This window comes from Pedobacter sp. A2324 (assembly GCF_059693705.1).
The window spans coordinates 796,140-812,982 of record NZ_JCASSK010000002.1; the positions used below are offsets into that span (position 1 = coordinate 796,140).

The 16,843-nt window shown below is 39.6% G+C and carries 16 protein-coding genes; 8 read left to right on the forward strand and 8 right to left on the reverse strand.

What is annotated here, in order from left to right; translation table 11 throughout:
* Positions 1-10 precede the first annotated feature (10 nt).
* The gene (locus AC570I_RS08555) at positions 11-223 is read left to right on the forward strand and encodes a DUF3820 family protein (RefSeq protein ID WP_156166738.1); all 213 of its coding nucleotides are present in this window, start codon (positions 11-13) and stop codon (positions 221-223) included.
* Here the strand turns inward: AC570I_RS08555 and apaG are convergent.
* The gene (gene apaG, locus AC570I_RS08560) at positions 220-606 is read right to left on the reverse strand and encodes a Co2+/Mg2+ efflux facilitator ApaG/CorD (RefSeq protein WP_497405245.1); all 387 of its coding nucleotides are present in this window, start codon (positions 604-606) and stop codon (positions 220-222) included. The two genes, AC570I_RS08555 and apaG, sit on opposite strands and share 4 nt — an antisense overlap.
* Positions 607-641: 35 nt before the next feature.
* A complete protein-coding gene (dusB, locus tag AC570I_RS08565) occupies positions 642-1,649 on the reverse strand; it encodes a tRNA dihydrouridine synthase DusB (RefSeq protein WP_497405141.1) in 1,008 nt (335 codons plus the stop codon).
* A 44-nt stretch (positions 1,650-1,693) separates the two neighbouring features.
* Here dusB and AC570I_RS08570 point away from each other — a divergent pair, with 44 nt between their 5' ends.
* The 4 genes from AC570I_RS08570 to AC570I_RS08585 all read left to right on the forward strand — a co-directional run bounded on the left by AC570I_RS08570 (position 1,694) and on the right by AC570I_RS08585 (position 5,340).
* Positions 1,694-2,620 carry a CPBP family intramembrane glutamic endopeptidase gene (locus AC570I_RS08570; protein WP_047799707.1) on the forward strand — a complete coding sequence of 309 codons (927 nt, stop codon included), beginning with the start codon at positions 1,694-1,696 and terminating at the stop codon, positions 2,618-2,620.
* Entirely contained in the window at positions 2,601-2,807 is a 207-nt protein-coding gene (locus AC570I_RS08575; RefSeq protein WP_047799706.1) for a putative signal transducing protein, read from the forward strand. The genes AC570I_RS08570 and AC570I_RS08575 overlap by 20 nt, the downstream gene beginning before the upstream one ends.
* 41 nt (positions 2,808-2,848) lie before the next feature.
* Positions 2,849-3,658: a phosphatidate cytidylyltransferase gene (locus AC570I_RS08580; RefSeq protein ID WP_047799705.1), complete on the forward strand. Its 810-nt coding sequence runs from the start codon at positions 2,849-2,851 to the stop codon at positions 3,656-3,658.
* Positions 3,659-3,756: 98 nt separating this feature from the next.
* Positions 3,757-5,340, forward strand: a complete 1,584-nt coding sequence (locus tag AC570I_RS08585) for a family 43 glycosylhydrolase (RefSeq protein WP_047800349.1) — start codon at positions 3,757-3,759, stop codon at positions 5,338-5,340.
* Between the two features lie 48 nt (positions 5,341-5,388).
* Here the strand turns inward: AC570I_RS08585 and AC570I_RS08590 are convergent, their stop codons facing one another.
* Entirely contained in the window at positions 5,389-5,775 is a 387-nt protein-coding gene (locus AC570I_RS08590; RefSeq protein ID WP_047799704.1) for an acyl-CoA thioesterase, read from the reverse strand.
* A gap of 192 nt (positions 5,776-5,967) precedes the next feature.
* Between AC570I_RS08590 and AC570I_RS08595 the strand changes: the two genes are divergently transcribed.
* Positions 5,968-8,664: a M14 family metallopeptidase gene (locus AC570I_RS08595; RefSeq protein WP_497405142.1), complete on the forward strand. Its 2,697-nt coding sequence runs from the start codon at positions 5,968-5,970 to the stop codon at positions 8,662-8,664.
* A 94-nt stretch (positions 8,665-8,758) separates the two neighbouring features.
* Positions 8,759-9,472, forward strand: a complete 714-nt coding sequence (locus AC570I_RS08600; protein ID WP_497405143.1) for a DsbA family oxidoreductase — start codon at positions 8,759-8,761, stop codon at positions 9,470-9,472.
* Between the two features lie 72 nt (positions 9,473-9,544).
* On the opposite strand, the gene AC570I_RS08605 is transcribed toward AC570I_RS08600, so the two are convergent.
* On the reverse strand, positions 9,545-10,240 hold the full coding sequence (locus AC570I_RS08605; protein ID WP_047799702.1) for a zinc metallopeptidase: 696 nt from the start codon (positions 10,238-10,240) through the stop codon (positions 9,545-9,547).
* 148 nt (positions 10,241-10,388) lie between these two features.
* Entirely contained in the window at positions 10,389-11,228 is an 840-nt protein-coding gene (purU, locus tag AC570I_RS08610) for a formyltetrahydrofolate deformylase (protein ID WP_497405144.1), read from the reverse strand.
* Positions 11,229-11,418: 190 nt separating this feature from the next.
* Between purU and AC570I_RS08615 the strand changes: the two genes are divergently transcribed.
* Entirely contained in the window at positions 11,419-12,792 is a 1,374-nt protein-coding gene (locus AC570I_RS08615) for a DNA recombination protein RmuC (protein ID WP_497405246.1), read from the forward strand.
* Between the two features lie 243 nt (positions 12,793-13,035).
* Here the strand turns inward: AC570I_RS08615 and thiL are convergent, their stop codons facing one another.
* From thiL to nadA, 3 genes are all read right to left on the reverse strand, one after another.
* The gene (thiL, locus tag AC570I_RS08620) at positions 13,036-14,076 is read right to left on the reverse strand and encodes a thiamine-phosphate kinase (RefSeq protein WP_497405145.1); all 1,041 of its coding nucleotides are present in this window, start codon (positions 14,074-14,076) and stop codon (positions 13,036-13,038) included.
* Positions 14,077-14,115: 39 nt separating this feature from the next.
* Positions 14,116-15,348, reverse strand: a complete 1,233-nt coding sequence (locus tag AC570I_RS08625) for a dicarboxylate/amino acid:cation symporter (protein ID WP_497405146.1) — start codon at positions 15,346-15,348, stop codon at positions 14,116-14,118.
* Between the two features lie 66 nt (positions 15,349-15,414).
* Positions 15,415-16,413: a quinolinate synthase NadA gene (gene nadA / locus AC570I_RS08630; protein WP_497405147.1), complete on the reverse strand. Its 999-nt coding sequence runs from the start codon at positions 16,411-16,413 to the stop codon at positions 15,415-15,417.
* Between the last annotated feature and the right edge of the window lie 430 nt (positions 16,414-16,843).

Below are 16,843 nucleotides of genomic sequence, written 5' to 3' on the forward strand. Positions count from 1 at the left end.
TTAACTCCTGATGGATCCAACCTTGTTACTAGATTTAGTAAAGATGAAAATGCCATACGGTAAATACAAAGGCTATCTGATTTGCAATATTCCTGAAAGCTACTTGCTATGGTATAAAGATAAAGGATTTCCTAAAGGCAAGTTGGGGGAGCTTATGGCAACGATGTTCGAAATCAGAGTCAATGGCCTCGAATATTTACTTACACCACTTAAAAGCCACTAATTCAATCTGTAAGGGGCAATCAGTTGAAACTCCGGAATATCAACATCAAACTCTGATTCATCCATTAATCGTTTCATTAGGTAAGTACCCTGCATACTGCCCATATCTGTCTTTAAATTGCATCCTGAAACGTAGACATGAGTTTCACCTGGCTCTATCACGGGCTGAACGCCCACTACACCTTCACCTTCAACCTCTCTGTGGCTGCTGTTCGAATCATAAATAAACCATTGACGGCGCATAAGCTGTACTGCGAAATCCGAAAGATTAGATATCTCAACACGATAGGCAAACATGAAATGTTCGTTTGCCGGATTTGAATATTCTGGCTGATAAATGGTCTCTACCGAAACCTTAACCCCATCTGTAATAGCTGTAACCATCATTATTTACTAATATAGAAAAAAGATTTCAAAAATTAGGCCATTACACTAGTTGCATCATAATTGCCAAACTTCTCTGCCACCTCTTCCAAAATACTATATATATTATTTACATTCTGCTCGGCAACCAACCGCATTCGGTAAGGCTTAAAATCGGGTAACCCTTTAAAATAGTTTGCGTAATGTCGCCGCATTTCAAAGATGCCTGTTTTAGGACCTTTCCAATCTAATGATTTATCCAAATGGGTCCGGCATACTTCGATTCGCTCCGCTATAGTAGGACCTGCTAAATGCTTGCCGGTTTCAAAAAAGTGTTTTACTTCACGGAAAATCCATGGATATCCTATGGCCGCACGTCCAATCATAATCCCGTCCACTTCGTATTCCATCCGCCAGTTTGCAGCCTTTTCCGGACTATCTACATCTCCATTTCCAAAAATAGGAATCTTGATTCGCGGATTACGCTTGATTTCTCTGATTAGTGTCCAATCGGCTTCACCTTTGTATAACTGCGCCCTGGTGCGGCCATGTATGGTTAACGCCTGGATACCTACATCCTGAAGCCTTTCGGCAACCTCATACACATTTTTGCTATCATCATCCCAACCTAATCGCGTTTTCACGGTAACCGGCAAATGCGATGCTTTAACAACCGCTTCTGTCATCTTCACCATTTTATCGATATCGCGAAGCAAACTCGATCCCGCGCCTTTACACACTACATTCTTAACAGGGCATCCATAGTTAATATCTACCAGGTCTGGCCCTGCTGCAGAAGCAATTTCAGACGCTTCGCGCATATGCTCAATATCACCCCCAAAAATCTGAATCCCTATTGGCCGCTCATATTCAAATATATCCAGTTTTTGTATACTTTTTGCCGCATCTCGAATCAATCCTTCTGATGAAATAAACTCTGTATACATCAAATCTGCTCCGTTTTGCTTACAAACATACCGGAAAGGTGGATCACTTACATCTTCCATCGGTGCAAGCAATAAAGGGAACTCACCTAAATCTATATTTCCTATCTTTACAGACATTTATCTATCTTCAACTATTTATAAAACATACAAAGGTACAAATAATGAATTTTGTAACACCTAACGATGAGGAAATCAATCCTTTCTTACAATTACTTTTACTTTTGGCTTACGCAGTTGCAGGTGCAGTAATCTTTAGCTTCATAGCCATAATAATTGTGTTTCTCATTTATGGAACAGGCATCATAAGCAATTTGAACCTGCTTCTTTCGGGCGACCCGCGGTATCTCACCGGATTTAAAATCATTCAGATTCTGAGCTCGATTGGAACATTTATTCTTCCCCCAATAGCCCTGGCATATACTGAACGTAAAAAACCTAATCAATTTTACAGTTTTGGCAAACCTCAGCTCCTGTTGCTTACCATAGTAGTTTGTACCATGATTGCCAGCATGCCCTTTATGGAATGGGTAGCTACGGCCAATCAAAAAATGATATTACCAGAGTTTTTAAAGGGTGTAGAGAAATGGATGAGAGACAAAGAAGACGCTGCGATGAAAGTAACCATTCAGCTAATTACAGTTAGGAGTAACCTGGATTTTGTGGTTAATCTGATCATGATAGCCATTCTACCAGCAATAGGAGAGGAACTAATGTTCAGGGGAGGCATTCAAAGATCGTTAGATAAAGCTTTTCGTAATCCACATGCCGCTATCTGGCTCACTGCAATCATCTTTAGTGCCATACATGTTCAATTTTACGGATTTGTTCCCCGAATGCTGCTGGGAGCAGCTTTTGGCTACTTATATTATTTTAGCAGCAATCTTTGGTATGCTATTATTGCGCACTTCTTAAACAATGCCTATGCCGTTTGTGCTGCATTTTACATGCAAAAACATCATATGCCACTTGATAAAGCGGATCAACCGATCGGTTTTCCCTGGTATGGCTATTTGCTTAGTGCGATAATAACCATAGCTTTGTTTAAATTTTTTAAAGATAGCGCAGAACGTGAGCGAAAATTGGATTAAAGTATATACTACAAGCAATGCGTTTGCAGCTGAGGTATTAAAACAAGGGTTAACAGAGGCAGGCATTCCCGCTGTTACAATAAATAAACAACTCTCTGCCTACAATATTGGTGAGATTAATGTTCTGGTGAACAAGGTCGATTTCGATAAAGCTATTGAGTACATTGTCCAAAATGAAATTGAATAATTTCAAGTCATTCACACCACTTCATAAATATTATTCCTAGTATGAAAACCAGAGCAATAACCGCCTTTTTTTTTACCATTGTGATGCTCGCATCAATCTTTTTAGGTAGCTATACTTTTAGTGCTTTTTATCTCTTGTTAAGCATATTGTCACTATTGGAATTTTATAAACTGATCAAAAATTCAGGCATACGTCCACACCGAAATATAGGAGTTGTAGCTGGTGCGCTTATTTTTTTCATGGCCGCAGGCATACACTACCTACAGTATGATGTAAAATATCTGCTTTTATGTATCCCGCTCATCTTCTCTGTATTTATCACCGAGCTTTATAAAAAGAACAAAATCCCTTTTGCCAATATCTCTTACACATTTGTGGGTTTTGTTTACGTTACAATACCTTTCTGTTTCTTTCATGCATTAGGCTTTTTAAGAAACTGGAACGAATATAACTTTCACTACCCACTTGCTTTTTTATTAATGTTATGGGCAAATGACACCGGAGCCTACCTTTTCGGGGTGAAGTATGGAAAGCGGAAATTATTTGAACGTCATTCGCCAAAAAAAAGCTGGGAAGGGTTTTTAGGAGGAATATTTGTGAGCGCTGTAGTTGCATTTGGCCTCTCTTTCTGGTTTACAGAAAGCCCTGTATGGGTTTGGATAGGAATGTCTGTTTTAATTTCGAACTTCGGAACCTTGGGAGATTTAGTTGAATCTATGCTTAAACGCAGTTTAGATACTAAAGACAGTGGCGGACTGCTTCCAGGTCACGGCGGATTGCTAGATCGTTTTGACGGTTTATTGCTTGCCGCTCCGGTGGTATATGCATATCTCTATTTAATTTTATATTAAATTCAGAACAGTACAGGACAATTACTTGCGCATTAAACTGCACATTTATTACTCGTCAACCTTTTCTAACCGGGTAAGCAATGATTCTAAGTTTAAAAATGAAAACAATTGGTTTAAGTATAGCGATATTCACTTTGCTATCTTTATCCCTACAGGCACAATTTTCTAACATTAAAAATGATGTCTTCTGGTATACTAAAGATCAGCAGCCAATATATAGCCAGGGAGGTGGGATATTTAAATTTACTGATCCCATTTCTAACCAACAAAAGTATTACTGGTACGGGGTTCATTATGCTGAAGCAGACTTGTACCGCCAAAATCCTGCAATTACACACCATAATGCAACATTTGAATCAGTTACCTGTTACAGCTCTACAGACCTAATAAACTGGTCCAGAGAGAAAGATGTACTCACAAAGGAATACCTTAATAGTTATGGAGGTAAAACATGGGTTGGCCGTTTGGGTGTCGTTTTCATAAAATCGCTTAAACAATATGCAATGTTTGTTCAGCATGGCAAAAAGCTCCTTATTACAGTTTCCAGCTCTCCAACGGGAAATTTTACAATCCATCAGGAAATTGATATGACGCCATTCATTGGCACCTCAAACACCGGAGATCAAACCGTTTTTACGGATGAAGGAAGCGGAAAATCCTACCTCATTTATTCATACGGCCGGGGTCGGAACAAGATCTATATTTCTGAAATCGGTGTTAAGGAAAATAAAGTAACCATACTGGATTGCACAGAAGTTTTCAAAGGAGAAAGCCGGGAAGGGAATTGCATGTTCAAATACAATGGGAAATATTACATGTGTGCATCAAACATTTATGGATGGGATTCATCTTATGCTTACTTTCTTGTAGCAGACAATATTCGTGGCCCCTATAAACCCCACAATAGCATGAAGATCATGCAGGGCTGCGAAAACGATTTTGCACATGTTACACAAACAGGTTTCTTCGTATCCGTTAAAGGAACCAAGCAGGAAACCATTATTTTCTGCGGCGATCGATGGGCTAACTTTGCAGGGAACGGGTTGGGCTACAACCAATGGACTCCCTTATCTTTCTCCGGAGCAGAGCCATATTTCAATTCACTAAGTTCATGGGATCTAAACGAAAAAACCGGAGAGTGGATTGTTGGTGATGCTAACAATTATGCGTTAAACGGAAGTTTTGAAGCCGATAGAAACCGTATTCCGAGTAGCGTAAAGCCTGTTCAGGAACAACTTACCGGCTGGAACACCGTAATAACCAAGGGAAACAAAATAAGTCCGTTCGATCCGAATACCTCTTTTCTAAACTACCTGAATACAGAGGCCGACCGTAAATTTGTCACTGGTGAAAAAAGCATGCTTATAACCGACAGCGTAGCTTTCATACGCACAGTGAGCCAAACCATTCATTCTGCTCCAGCCGTTGTTCTAACCGATGGAATTTACCAATTAACATTTAAAGCAAAAACGATAGGCCCTTTCAATCAGCTCAAAATATTTGCTTCGAGCAATAACAATAAAATTGAACAACCCATAATTACAACAAATAACGATTGGAAAGAAATCAAACTAGCTAATATCGAAATACAAAAAGGATCAGCACAAATCGGTTTCTATGCCGATGGCTTACCCAATTCAGTCTGCCTTATCGATGATGTGTACCTAACAAAAATTAAATAGCCGCGCTGATAATCTAATCCCTTATTACCATAAAGCCAGCATTGAACATTACTTAATCACTTGTACAGGTTTCTTATTTTCGTCAATCGCAACAAAAGTAAAATCGCCATGTACCGCTAGCTCCCGCCCTTCAGCATACATTTGTTCAATGTAAATTTCTACGCTTACCTTAAGACTGGTGTTTCCGATGTGAATGACTTTGCCGATCAATTCTACAATTGTTCCGGCAGGAATAGGTTTTTTGAAATCAATCCTGTCGCTACTTACCGTAACCATAATCTGACGGCTAAACCTGGTCGCTGTAATAAAAGCTACCTCATCCATCATATGCATCGCAGTACCACCAAACAGGGTATCATAATGGTTAGTCGTATTCGGAAAAACTGCCTTAAAAATACTAGTAGTGGAGTTCTTTATTCTTTCTTCTAAAGTCATTTAATTTTTATTAATTAAAGCCCCTAAATTACTGCTTTGAGCTTTGCTTTCAAATTAATGCAACAACATTTAAACACCAATGCATTTCTAACTCAAACTTACCCTGATTTTCAACCTTGTAACAAATTTACAGCAAGCCGGTTTTCCATAACATTCTATATTATATTTGATTTATCCAACAAACTCCCCTTTATGGTTAAAAATTACTTTAAAAATCTTTGCTTATCGTTTCTGCTCGCAGGTGCCTGCAACGCTTATGCCCAGAATGTACCTTCACCCAAATCTCATTTTGGCTTCGACATCGGCGATAATTATCAGCTCGCGAATTATAGCCAGACAGAAGCTTATTTTAAAAAACTTGCTGCATCTTCAAAAAGGGTTAAGCTAGTTGATATTGGTAAAACTGAAGAGGGCAGGAGCCAATATATGCTGGTCGTTTCATCGCCAGAAAACCTTCAGAAACTTGATCGGTATAAAGAAATTTCACAAAAACTAGCCCATGCTGAAATAACGCCTGAACAGGCAAAAGCATTGGCCCAGGAAGGTAAAGCAGTGGTATGGATTGATGGTGGGCTTCATGCAACTGAAGTGGTCGGTGCGCACCAGCTTATTCAAACCGCTTACGAGTTTGCCTCCAAAACTGACCCTGAAACATTAAAGATTCTGGATAATGTGATTATTCTCTTTACACATGCCAATCCCGATGGTCAGGAACTCGTAAGCAACTGGTATATGAGGGAAAAAGATGAAAAAAAAAGAACAACCTCAGGCCTGCCGGTTCTATATGAAAAATATGCAGGGCATGATAATAACCGGGATTTCTTTATGCTTAACCTTAAGGAAACACAAAATATCGGCAGGCAGCTTTTTGTAGAATGGTTGCCACAAATCATGTATAACCACCACCAAACAGGCCCGGCAGGAACAGTTGTAGCAGGTCCGCCATACCGCGACCCTTTCAACTACGTTTTTGATCCAGCGCTTTTAACAAGTTTAGATGCTGTTGGTGCTGCCATGCACAACCGTATGAACATAGAAAATAAACCTGGCTATACGCAGCGTGGAGGATCGGTTTATTCTACCTGGTACAATGGGGGTTTACGTACAACCACTTATTTTCACAATATGATTGGCTTGCTTACCGAAATTATCGGTAGCCCTACACCTTCAGAAATTCCCCTCGTTCCGTCGCGACTATTGCCAAACGGCGATTCTCCTAACCCCATTACGCCACGTAAATGGTACTTCAAAAATTCAATAGATTATTCGGTATCGTTAAACTATGCCGTACTTGGTTATGCCCAGCGCTACTGCGATGCACTGTTATTTAACATTTATCAAATGGGTCGAAATTCAATAGAAAGAGGAAAAAAAGATACCTGGTCTTTTTCACCAAAAAAGATTGATGCCATTAACAATGCTGCTAAACAGGATAAGGGAAATGCTGCAGCCGGTGGAGACTTTGATTTCGGTCCCCGGAGACCGATCAGTAATAAGGCATTTGATACCGTAATGAATGCACCTGCGAACAGAGATCCTCGGGGATATATCCTGTCTGCAAACCAGGCTGATTTCAATTCTGCCATCAAGTTCTTAAATGCGCTGATCAGAACAGGCATTGTGGTACAAAAAGCAACAGCCCCTTTTTCAGTAAATGGCAAAAACTACCCTGCCGGAAGTTACGTGGTAAAAACCGATCAGGCTTTTCGTCCTCACGTTCTGGATATGTTCGAGCCGCAAGATCACCCCAATGATTTTAAATCCGAAGGCGGTGCCCCAATTCCCCCTTATGATGCCGCCGGCTGGACCTTAGCCTACTTGATGGACATAAAATTCGATCGCATCACTGATGATTTCACAGGCCCTTTTGAGAAAAACCCCTATGGCAGACTTTTAACACCAGAAAATAAAATTACTGCGGCAAATACTTTTCTTTTAAGTGCTGCACAAAATGATTCATACACCGCTGTGAACGATTTGTTGAAGAATAAAATTGACGTCTACCGTTCTGCTGAAAACGGCGACTTTTATGTGGGCTCTGCCGGAAAAGCAATTTTGGCAAAAGCAAATGTGCAGCTGAAGCCAGCAGCCTTACCTAAAAACAAAATAAAAATTTCAGCAGGAAGAATAGCCCTTTGGGATACCTACGGCGGATCAATGGCTTCGGGCTGGGTACGCTGGATGATGGAGCAATATCATTACGATGCCACAGTTATTTATCCTCAGGATATTGATGCAGGAAACCTGAAATCTAAATTTGATGTGATTATTCTTGTTGGTGGAGCGGTACCTGCAATTCAGGCAACAGGGGGCTCAGGTCGTACCTTCGGACCTAAAGCCGAAGATATCCCTGCCGAATACAGAAACCGCTTAGGAAGGATTACCGCAGATAAATCTATTCCTCAGCTAAAGAAATTTTTAGAAGATGGAGGAAACATTGTAACCATAGGTAGCAGTACCAACCTGGCTTACCATTTAAATCTTCCTGTGCGTAATGCCATGGTAGAAATTATAAAAGGGGAAGAGAAAAAACTGCCATCCGAAAAATTCTATGTTCCAGGCAGCGTCCTGAATGTGGAAGTTGACACAAAACTACCTGCTGCATGGGGAATGGAAAAAGAGGCTGATGTATATTTTGATAATAGTCCGGTATTTAAACTTACCGGCGACGCCATTGCTTCGGGTAAAATAAAGCCGCTGATGTGGTTCGGATCTCCTTCGCCACTGAGAAGCGGCTGGGCATGGGGGCAAGCCTATCTTCAAGATGGCGTGACAGCATTTGTAGCGCGTATTGGAAAAGGAACATTGCTCGCATTCGGCCCGGAAATTGCCTTTAGGGCCCAAACACATGGTACGTTTAAGTTGATTTTTAACCAGTTGTATAAGTAATAATATGGATTTTGAAAAGGCCGCTATCATTAAGCATTCGGCCTTTTTACTTTCAACTTACCTGGCTTTTGTTTTTACCATTTAACTTTACAATATGAAAGTAGAAATCTGGTCAGACGTCATGTGCCCTTTTTGTTATATCGGGAAACGTCATTTTGAACAGGCAATAGAAAACCTGCCCTTTAAAAATGAAATTGAAGTAAACTGGAAAAGCTATCAGCTTAATCCGGAATACCACAACACAAATAATGAAACCGTTTTTGATTATTTATCGAGAAGCAAAGGGATGCCAGTTGAGCAGGCAAAACAAATGACAAAACAGGTAGTTGATATGGCTGCAAACGCCGGCTTACAGATTAATTTCGATTCCAATATCCCCGCAAATACTTTTAATGCACACCGCCTGATCCATTTAGCAGCTAAACATAACCTACAGGACGCTGCCGAGGAAAAGCTTTTCGAAGCTCATTTTGTACAAAGCAAAAATGTTGCAGATGAAGCTGTACTGGTTGATATTGCAGTAGAAATTGGTTTAGATCAATCAGAAGCTAAAGAGGTGTTAAAAAGTAATCAGTTCGCCGAAGCTGTTCATTACGATATTTATGAAAGCCAGAATCTCGGTATTCAAGGTGTTCCTTATTTTGTAATGGATAGAAAATATGGTATTTCAGGAGCACAGCCTGTACAGGCATTTGAAGACGCCTTGACGCAAAGCTTTAACGAATGGAAACATCAGCATAAAACACAATTAACATCCCTGAACAAGAGCAACGATGCCGTATGTGATGAAAATGGATGTGAGATCTAGTATACGACAGCATTACAAAACAAAAGCGGCCAGAAATTCTGAGCCGCTTTTGTTTTGCATGTATATTTAATGTTAATCTCTGCTTCTTCCAAAAAGCATTGAAGCATAATAAATTAAATTTGCCAGCGCACCTACTGCTGCCACCACATAAGTCATGGCCGCCCACCATAAGGCATCCTTAGCCTGTTTATTCTCTTCGGCAGTTTGCATTACGCTTTGATTGTTTTTCAACCATAATATAGCACGGTTACTGGCATCGAATTCAACCGGTAGGGTAACAATGCTAAAAATAGTTACCAATGCCAGTCCCAATACGCCAATAGCTAAAACAATCGGGTTGCCAGTAAAGCCAATCAATAAAACGCCAATCAGTAAAACCCACTGCAACAGGTTCGATGAAATACTTACCACAGGTACCATAGTACTTCTTAAATTAAGCCATGAGTATGATTTGGCATGCTGTACAGCATGTCCACATTCGTGTGCCGCAACCGCTGCCGCAGCAACGCTTCTGCTATAGTAAACATCCGTGCTTAAATTCACGGTCTTATCTGATGGATTATAATGATCTGTTAATTGTCCTTCGGTGCTCATCACTTTCACATCGTATATTCCGTTATCGCGTAGCATCCTCTCTGCCACCTCCTTGCCCGATAAACCAGAGCTGATCTGCATTTCGGCGTATTTGGAAAATTTATTTCTGAACCGCCATTGCACAAACATGCTCAACAATAGTACCGGGACGATTAATATTAAATAAACTCCCATTTTCTTCTGTATGTTTTTCAATTTCCATTATATCAAAAAGCGTTCCTATATTTACTACGAATATAGAAAATCACCATACAGAGCCAATCAAAGCACATCTAATTCATAATTGTCTATCTAATGTGTAGATTAAATTGAACATGCCGTACTATCTGAATACGACAGTTTTGTTGCCACTTACGAAAACACGATCCTCGAAAATTAATTCCAAAGCATCAAGAAGTACTTTTTTCTCGATTTCTTTGCCTGCAATAATCATCTCCTTCACTCCATAATTATGATCAACATGCGTGGTATGCTGTGTAATTATCGGTCCCTCATCCAGATTGTTCGTTACAAAATGTGCAGTTGCGCCGATAATCTTCACGCCCCGCTCAAATGCCTGCTTATAAGGGTTTGCACCAATGAAGGCCGGTAAAAACGAATGGTGGATATTGACGATTTTCCCTTCGTAATCTTTAACAAAATCGGCCGATAGAATGCGCATAAATTTGGCAAGCACAACGTAATCAACATCAAACCGGTTAATGATCTGTTTGATTTCCGATTCAAAAACTGTTTTTTCCTTCCCGTTATGATCTACGTGAAAATAGGGAATCCCCAACTTTTCTGAAAAATCCTTCAACTCCCCATAGTTGCCGATTACACACTGTACGTTCGCTCCAAGAGTTTTAAACTGGTTTTTGATCAAGATTTCGGCCAGGCAATGATATTCTTTGGTAACCAAAACCGCAATCTGTTTTTCCTGCCGCGAAATTAAATTTACTTCCGCTGAATTTGGAAGATTCTCGAGCAGCTTCTCCTTTAGCTTTTCGGTATCATTAAGTGCACCGGTGCAGGCAATCCTGGTAAAAAATGCCCGGTTTGCCTCATCAACAAATTCACGCATGGCGATAATATTAAGTTGATGTGCCGCCAACACGCGGGTAATGTTCGTTACCAGTCCGACTTGATCTGGGCAGGAAATGAGTACGGTTAATTCGTTCATTAAAATGTATTTGAAATCAATAATATAAAAATTAGATCAATTGACCTAAATATTAAATAGGATAGCGTGTTTAAATTGGGCCTTAACGGGCAACAAATATTTTAAATGAGTGGTTTAACCCAAACACAGTTACCAAAAATTTTTGGTTAATATGTTTTTAAACATCACTTTTACTAAAAATATTATCATTATGGAAATTGCTGCAATAAGCCTTCTCGTTGTTATTCTATTGGTTTTAGTCTTGCTATTCTTCAAAAAACCGCAATCTTCGGCTCCCCTAATCTCCGTTGAGGATTTTGAAAAAACCAGGGGAGAGAATGAATTGCTGAAAATAAGTTTAGCCAAAGCCGACGAACGGGTTTCTAACCTGAACACAGAAAAAGAACACATTACATTTTTGCTAAAACAGGAACAGCAGCGTTTAATTGATGAATTACAGGCCGAACGAGATCGCCTTGCCGATGCAAATAGAGAACTCGAAAGTACGAGGTCATTCTATCTGGCCGAAAAAGAAAAACTTTCAGAGCAAAAGTTAAGCTACGAACAGTCGCAGGCAAAACTGAACAAGGATTTTGAGCTGATAGCAAATAAAATTCTCGAAGAAAAATCGACAAAATTTGTCGAGCAGAACAGAACCAACCTGGATATGATCTTAAATCCACTAAAAGAAAACATAAAAGCTTTTGAAGATAAAGTAGAGAAGGTTTACAAAGCAGAATCAGACGAAAGAAATATTTTGAAAGGAGTAATTTCCGAACTTCAGATCCAGAGTAAAATGATTCAGGAAGATGCCAACAATTTAACAAAAGCATTAAAAGGCGATAGTAAAAAGCAGGGAAACTGGGGCGAGGTAATCTTGGAAAAGGTTTTGGAACGCTCGGGTTTGCTACGCGATCAGGAATACCGTATTCAGGCTTCCCATGTATCAGCCGAGGGTGGGCGCTTCCAACCCGACGTGGTTATCGACCTGCCAGACGACAAACACCTGATCGTAGATGCTAAGGTGAGTTTGGTGGCTTATGAGCGCTCTGTATCGGCCGATACGGATGAAGAGCGTGAGGGCTACGTAAAGCAGCATTTGGCTTCGATAAAGAACCATATCCAGGAACTATCCTCAAAAAATTATCAAGACCTATACAAAATCAATTCACCCGATTTTGTCTTGTTGTTTGTGCCGATAGAATCCTCATTTAGCATTGCGGTACAAAAAGATGCAGAACTCTTTAATTTCGCATGGGACAGGCGGGTGGTAATTGTGAGTCCTTCTACCTTGTTAGCCACACTCCGCACCATAGCCAGCATGTGGAAACAGGAAAGGCAAAATAGAAATGTACTGGAAATTGCCAGACTTAGTGGAAGCATGTACGATAAGTTTGTAGGCTTTATCAGTGATATGGAAAATATTGGCAAACACATTAAAAATGGGCATGATGCTTATGAAAAAGCACTGAACAAATTATCCGAAGGATCGGGAAATCTGGTAAACACATCCGAGAAAATAAAGAAACTTGGCGCAAAAACCACCAAACACATTGATGCAAGATATCTGTCAGACGAGTTCTAATTCTTTTGACCATTTGAAACTCTGCAAAAGGTGGCGAAGCCACCCGATTTTTTTATCCAAAAGTGGCATAAAAAACCAGGCAATATAGTAATTTTTATTTAAAGCCCTGAAAGGCGATTTTTTTAGCAGAATACATCTTGATTCTACTGTAATACATTTTTCAATTGAACATGCCGCTAAACAAAAGCGCCTCAACTCTTTTGAAATACAAAGAGGTTGAGGCGCTTTACCTGAATCTGATTTCTATTTATTAAAAGCGTTCCATCCCTGTGCTTTCAACTCATGTACATTGTTTGATTTTGATACCATTTTACACCCGGAGTTTTTATCTGTAATATGACCGATTACCGTGATATCTACATCATGTTTCAATTTCTTGTAATCATCCTGGCTAATGGTAAATAGCAATTCATAATCTTCACCGCCGCTTAATGCACAAACAGTTGGGTCCAATCCCAGCTCACGCGCAGTTTCATAAGTCATCGGATCCAATGGTATTTTCTCCTCATAAATGGTAACTCCCTTATCTGATTGATCGGCAAGATGCAGTATTTCTGAAGCAAGGCCATCTGAAACATCAATCATTGATGTAGGTTTAATATCCATTTCCTCCAACAGTGCAATAATATCCATCCGGGCCTCCGGCTTCAGCTGGCGCTCAATAATATAATCTTTACCTTCAAGGTCTGGTTGAATCTGCGGATTTTCCAGGTAAATCAGTTTTTCTCTTTCCAAAATCTGGAGGCCAACATAAGCACCACCCAAATCTCCGGAAACACAGAGCAGGTCATGTTCTTGTGCCCCATTTCTATACGCAATTTTATCAGCATCGGCATAGCCTATACTGGTAACACTAATAACCAAACCCTGCTTGCTCGATGAAGTATCGCCACCAATCAGATCAATATTGTATTTGTTGCAGGCTAGTTCAACACCCTTGTAAATTTCTTCTACAGCTTCTAAAGGAAACTTGCTCGATAAACCCAGTGAAAAAGTGATTTGACTTGCTTTACCGTTCATGGCATAAATATCACTCAGATTTACCTGAACTGCCTTATAGCCCAGATGCATAAGTGGTACATAAGCCAGATCAAAGTGTATACCTTCAAGCAACAGGTCTGTTGAAACTAAGGTTTTTTTCCCATTTGCATTTAAAACAGCAGCATCATCGCCAATTCCCTTTACCGACTGCTCATTTTTAATTTTGAAATTTTCGGTTAAGTGTTTGATCAAACCAAACTCACCCAACTCATTAATATCCGTACGCTCTTTATTTTCAAACATATATGTTATTGTATGGGATTAATCCCTCGATTTTTATGATTACGATGGTAAAATTTTTTCTTCCATCCAGTTTTTTCCTTCAGTAAATCTCGCAATCAACATGGCCGCCACATTATCGCCGGTTGCATTGAGCAACGTCGCCATCGGGTCAACTAATGTACCGATAATCATGGCAGGCGGTAAGGCTTCGGGCGGCAACTGGTAAGCCGATATCATCAACAACTCTCCGATATAGCCTCCATTGGGTATTCCGCCCTCCACAATACTAACCAAAACCGTTATCCCAAGGGCTAAAATAATGGTATCGATGTGCGCTAAATCTTTTCCAAAAATAGCAAATACAACCGCTATTTTTACGATAGAGCTGATACTCGACCCATCTTTATGCAAGGTTGATCCCAGTGGAATGGTCACATTGGTAATATAAGCCGGAACGCCCATTTTCAAAGTCCCCTCCAGGTTGGCAGGTATGGTTGCAATACTGCTACAGGTTCCGATAGAAGTTAAGGACGGTACTATGTTATTTTTCCAAAATACTTTTATGGCTTTAAAACCACCCGCAATAAACGCGTACAGGGTAAAAAATACAATAAAATAAAAGGCGCCCACACCATAATACAATCCCAATGCCTTGGCATAAGTACCAAAAAGTTGAGGTCCGAAAACACCTACCTGGTAGGCAAAGTAAGCACCCAATCCAATTGGTCCCAATTTCATGATCAGGATAATCAGTTTTTTCATTACCTCGTTTCCCGACACTACAAAGTTCTTGAAACCATCGCCTTCCCTGCCCGAGTACAACGTTGAAAATCCAACCAGAACAGAAAAAATAATCAGCGCCAGCATATTCTTTCTGCTCCCTATTTCGAAAAATTCACCAACCGTTAGAAGCTGAGTCATTTGCTCACCAAAAGACTGTATTTTTTCATGCTCAGCAGTGAGTTGGTTATTACCCAAAGCCTGGTGGATAGGGAAGAGCCGGGTAGCAACTAAAGTCAAAATTGCCGAAATCAAAATAGTACCTAAAAAAACCAGTACCATAATGGTCAGCAATTTTCCCAGTTTCTTGGTGCGGTCTATGTTGGCAATGGCCGATGAAACCGCAAAAAATACCAGTGGAATGACTGCAGTAAACAACAGGTTCAGAAATATATCACCTAATGGTTTTATAGATTCTACTCGCTTTCCAAAAATCAAACCAACTACGCTTCCAACGGTAATTCCCGCCAAAAGCCATAATAAGCCCGAGTAATTTTTAAGAATGTTGTTCATTTTTATCGGTTCTTTAGTTTCAAAGCCTACTAATTCCGTGTAATCCCTGCTTCCGTAGCAAATTTGCTACAAGCCCAATTCAGCCGAAATATCCAGCATTCTTTGAATAGGTTTTCTTGCCTGCTCAATAATATGTTCAGGAACAGTAACTTCCGGTGTCCCGTTCTTAATGCATAAATATAACTTTTCCAAAGTATTTCTTTTCATATACGGACAATCGTTGCAGGCACAGCTGTTATTCGGCGGTGCCGGAATAAATGTTTTATCCGGGCAGGCCTTTTCCATTTGGTGAATAATACCACTTTCAGTTGCAACAATAAATTCAGTTGCCGGATTTGAAATAGCGTATTTCAACAATCCTGTTGTAGAACCAATATAAACAGCCATCTGAAGAACAGCCTCCTCACATTCAGGGTGCGCAATAAACTTAGCATTCGGATGACGTTCCTTTAGGCGGGTGATTTTTTCTTTCGAGAAGATTTCGTGAACCATACAGGCTCCATTCCACAATACCAGATCTCTACCCGTTTTTTTGGCAACATAAGCACCGAGATTTCTATCCGGCCCAAAAATTATTTTTTGATCTTTTGGTAAACTCTCTACAATCTGAACTGCATTCGTCGACGTACAAACAATATCACTTAAAGCTTTCAGTTCAGCAGTGCAGTTTACATAGGTAATTACCAGATGATCAGGATACTTTTCCTTGAACTTTCTAAACAAATGAGGCGGACAACTGTCGGCCAGTGAACAACCAGCCTTAACATCGGGTAACAAAACCTTTTTACCCGGAGATAAAATCTTTGCAGTTTCGGCCATAAAATGTACCCCTGCAAAAACAATTATGTCCGCATCTGTTTTAGCTGCTTCCTGAGATAAGCCTAAACTGTCACCAATATAATCAGCAATATCCTGTATATCAGGCTCCTGGTAATAGTGAGCCAGTATAATGGCATTTTTTTCTTTCTTTAATTTCTCTATTTCAGCAAACAGATCCAAAGTAGGATCAATGTCTTCTTCTACGAAACCTTTTTTATTGATTTCTTCTAATACATCTATGTTCATTATCCGGCTTTCCTTTTTTGAATTTTTGACGAGGCTCAAAGATAAAGCTTTCCACGTCTCAATAATTAATAAGTATTTTATTTAAATAAATCTTTGTTTGTTTATTAGTGTGTTAGTATTGTTGGCAAGTTTCAAAAAAAAGTTCGTTAATGTAAGTTGTTAATCGTTTACTAACATTTGCATTACATTTTTGTAATATGATAAGATTGATTTTCAGCACTATCTAACATGAAGGCAAAATTTATCAATAACAGAATGTTAATTGTTTATAAGTGTGTGAAAAGTTAATTACTTGTATAAAGTAGCTTAAAAATTGCGCAAAAGATTGTGGCAAATTGTCTTTTTACAGTAGCTTTAAACATTCAAATTTATTTGTTAGTATTATTTATACATGATGCTAACAGTTGTTCTATATTTATCAACATCGTTG

What these genes read in the sequence shown, in the direction of transcription:
- AC570I_RS08555 (WP_156166738.1), top strand. Translation starts at nt 11, where the DNA reads ATGGATCCAACCTTGTTACTAGATTTAGTAAAGATGAAAATGCCATAC.
- apaG (WP_497405245.1), bottom strand. Translation starts at nt 606, where the DNA reads ATGGTTACAGCTATTACAGATGGGGTTAAGGTTTCGGTAGAGACCATT.
- dusB (WP_497405141.1), bottom strand. Translation starts at nt 1,649, where the DNA reads ATGTCTGTAAAGATAGGAAATATAGATTTAGGTGAGTTCCCTTTATTG.
- AC570I_RS08570 (WP_047799707.1), top strand. Translation starts at nt 1,694, where the DNA reads ATGAATTTTGTAACACCTAACGATGAGGAAATCAATCCTTTCTTACAA.
- AC570I_RS08580 (WP_047799705.1), top strand. Translation starts at nt 2,849, where the DNA reads ATGAAAACCAGAGCAATAACCGCCTTTTTTTTTACCATTGTGATGCTC.
- AC570I_RS08585 (WP_047800349.1), top strand. Translation starts at nt 3,757, where the DNA reads ATGAAAACAATTGGTTTAAGTATAGCGATATTCACTTTGCTATCTTTA.
- AC570I_RS08590 (WP_047799704.1), bottom strand. Translation starts at nt 5,775, where the DNA reads ATGACTTTAGAAGAAAGAATAAAGAACTCCACTACTAGTATTTTTAAG.
- AC570I_RS08595 (WP_497405142.1), top strand. Translation starts at nt 5,968, where the DNA reads ATGGTTAAAAATTACTTTAAAAATCTTTGCTTATCGTTTCTGCTCGCA.
- AC570I_RS08600 (WP_497405143.1), top strand. Translation starts at nt 8,759, where the DNA reads ATGAAAGTAGAAATCTGGTCAGACGTCATGTGCCCTTTTTGTTATATC.
- AC570I_RS08605 (WP_047799702.1), bottom strand. Translation starts at nt 10,240, where the DNA reads ATGGGAGTTTATTTAATATTAATCGTCCCGGTACTATTGTTGAGCATG.
- purU (WP_497405144.1), bottom strand. Translation starts at nt 11,228, where the DNA reads ATGAACGAATTAACCGTACTCATTTCCTGCCCAGATCAAGTCGGACTG.
- AC570I_RS08615 (WP_497405246.1), top strand. Translation starts at nt 11,419, where the DNA reads ATGGAAATTGCTGCAATAAGCCTTCTCGTTGTTATTCTATTGGTTTTA.
- thiL (WP_497405145.1), bottom strand. Translation starts at nt 14,076, where the DNA reads ATGTTTGAAAATAAAGAGCGTACGGATATTAATGAGTTGGGTGAGTTT.
- AC570I_RS08625 (WP_497405146.1), bottom strand. Translation starts at nt 15,348, where the DNA reads ATGAACAACATTCTTAAAAATTACTCGGGCTTATTATGGCTTTTGGCG.
- nadA (WP_497405147.1), bottom strand. Translation starts at nt 16,413, where the DNA reads ATGAACATAGATGTATTAGAAGAAATCAATAAAAAAGGTTTCGTAGAA.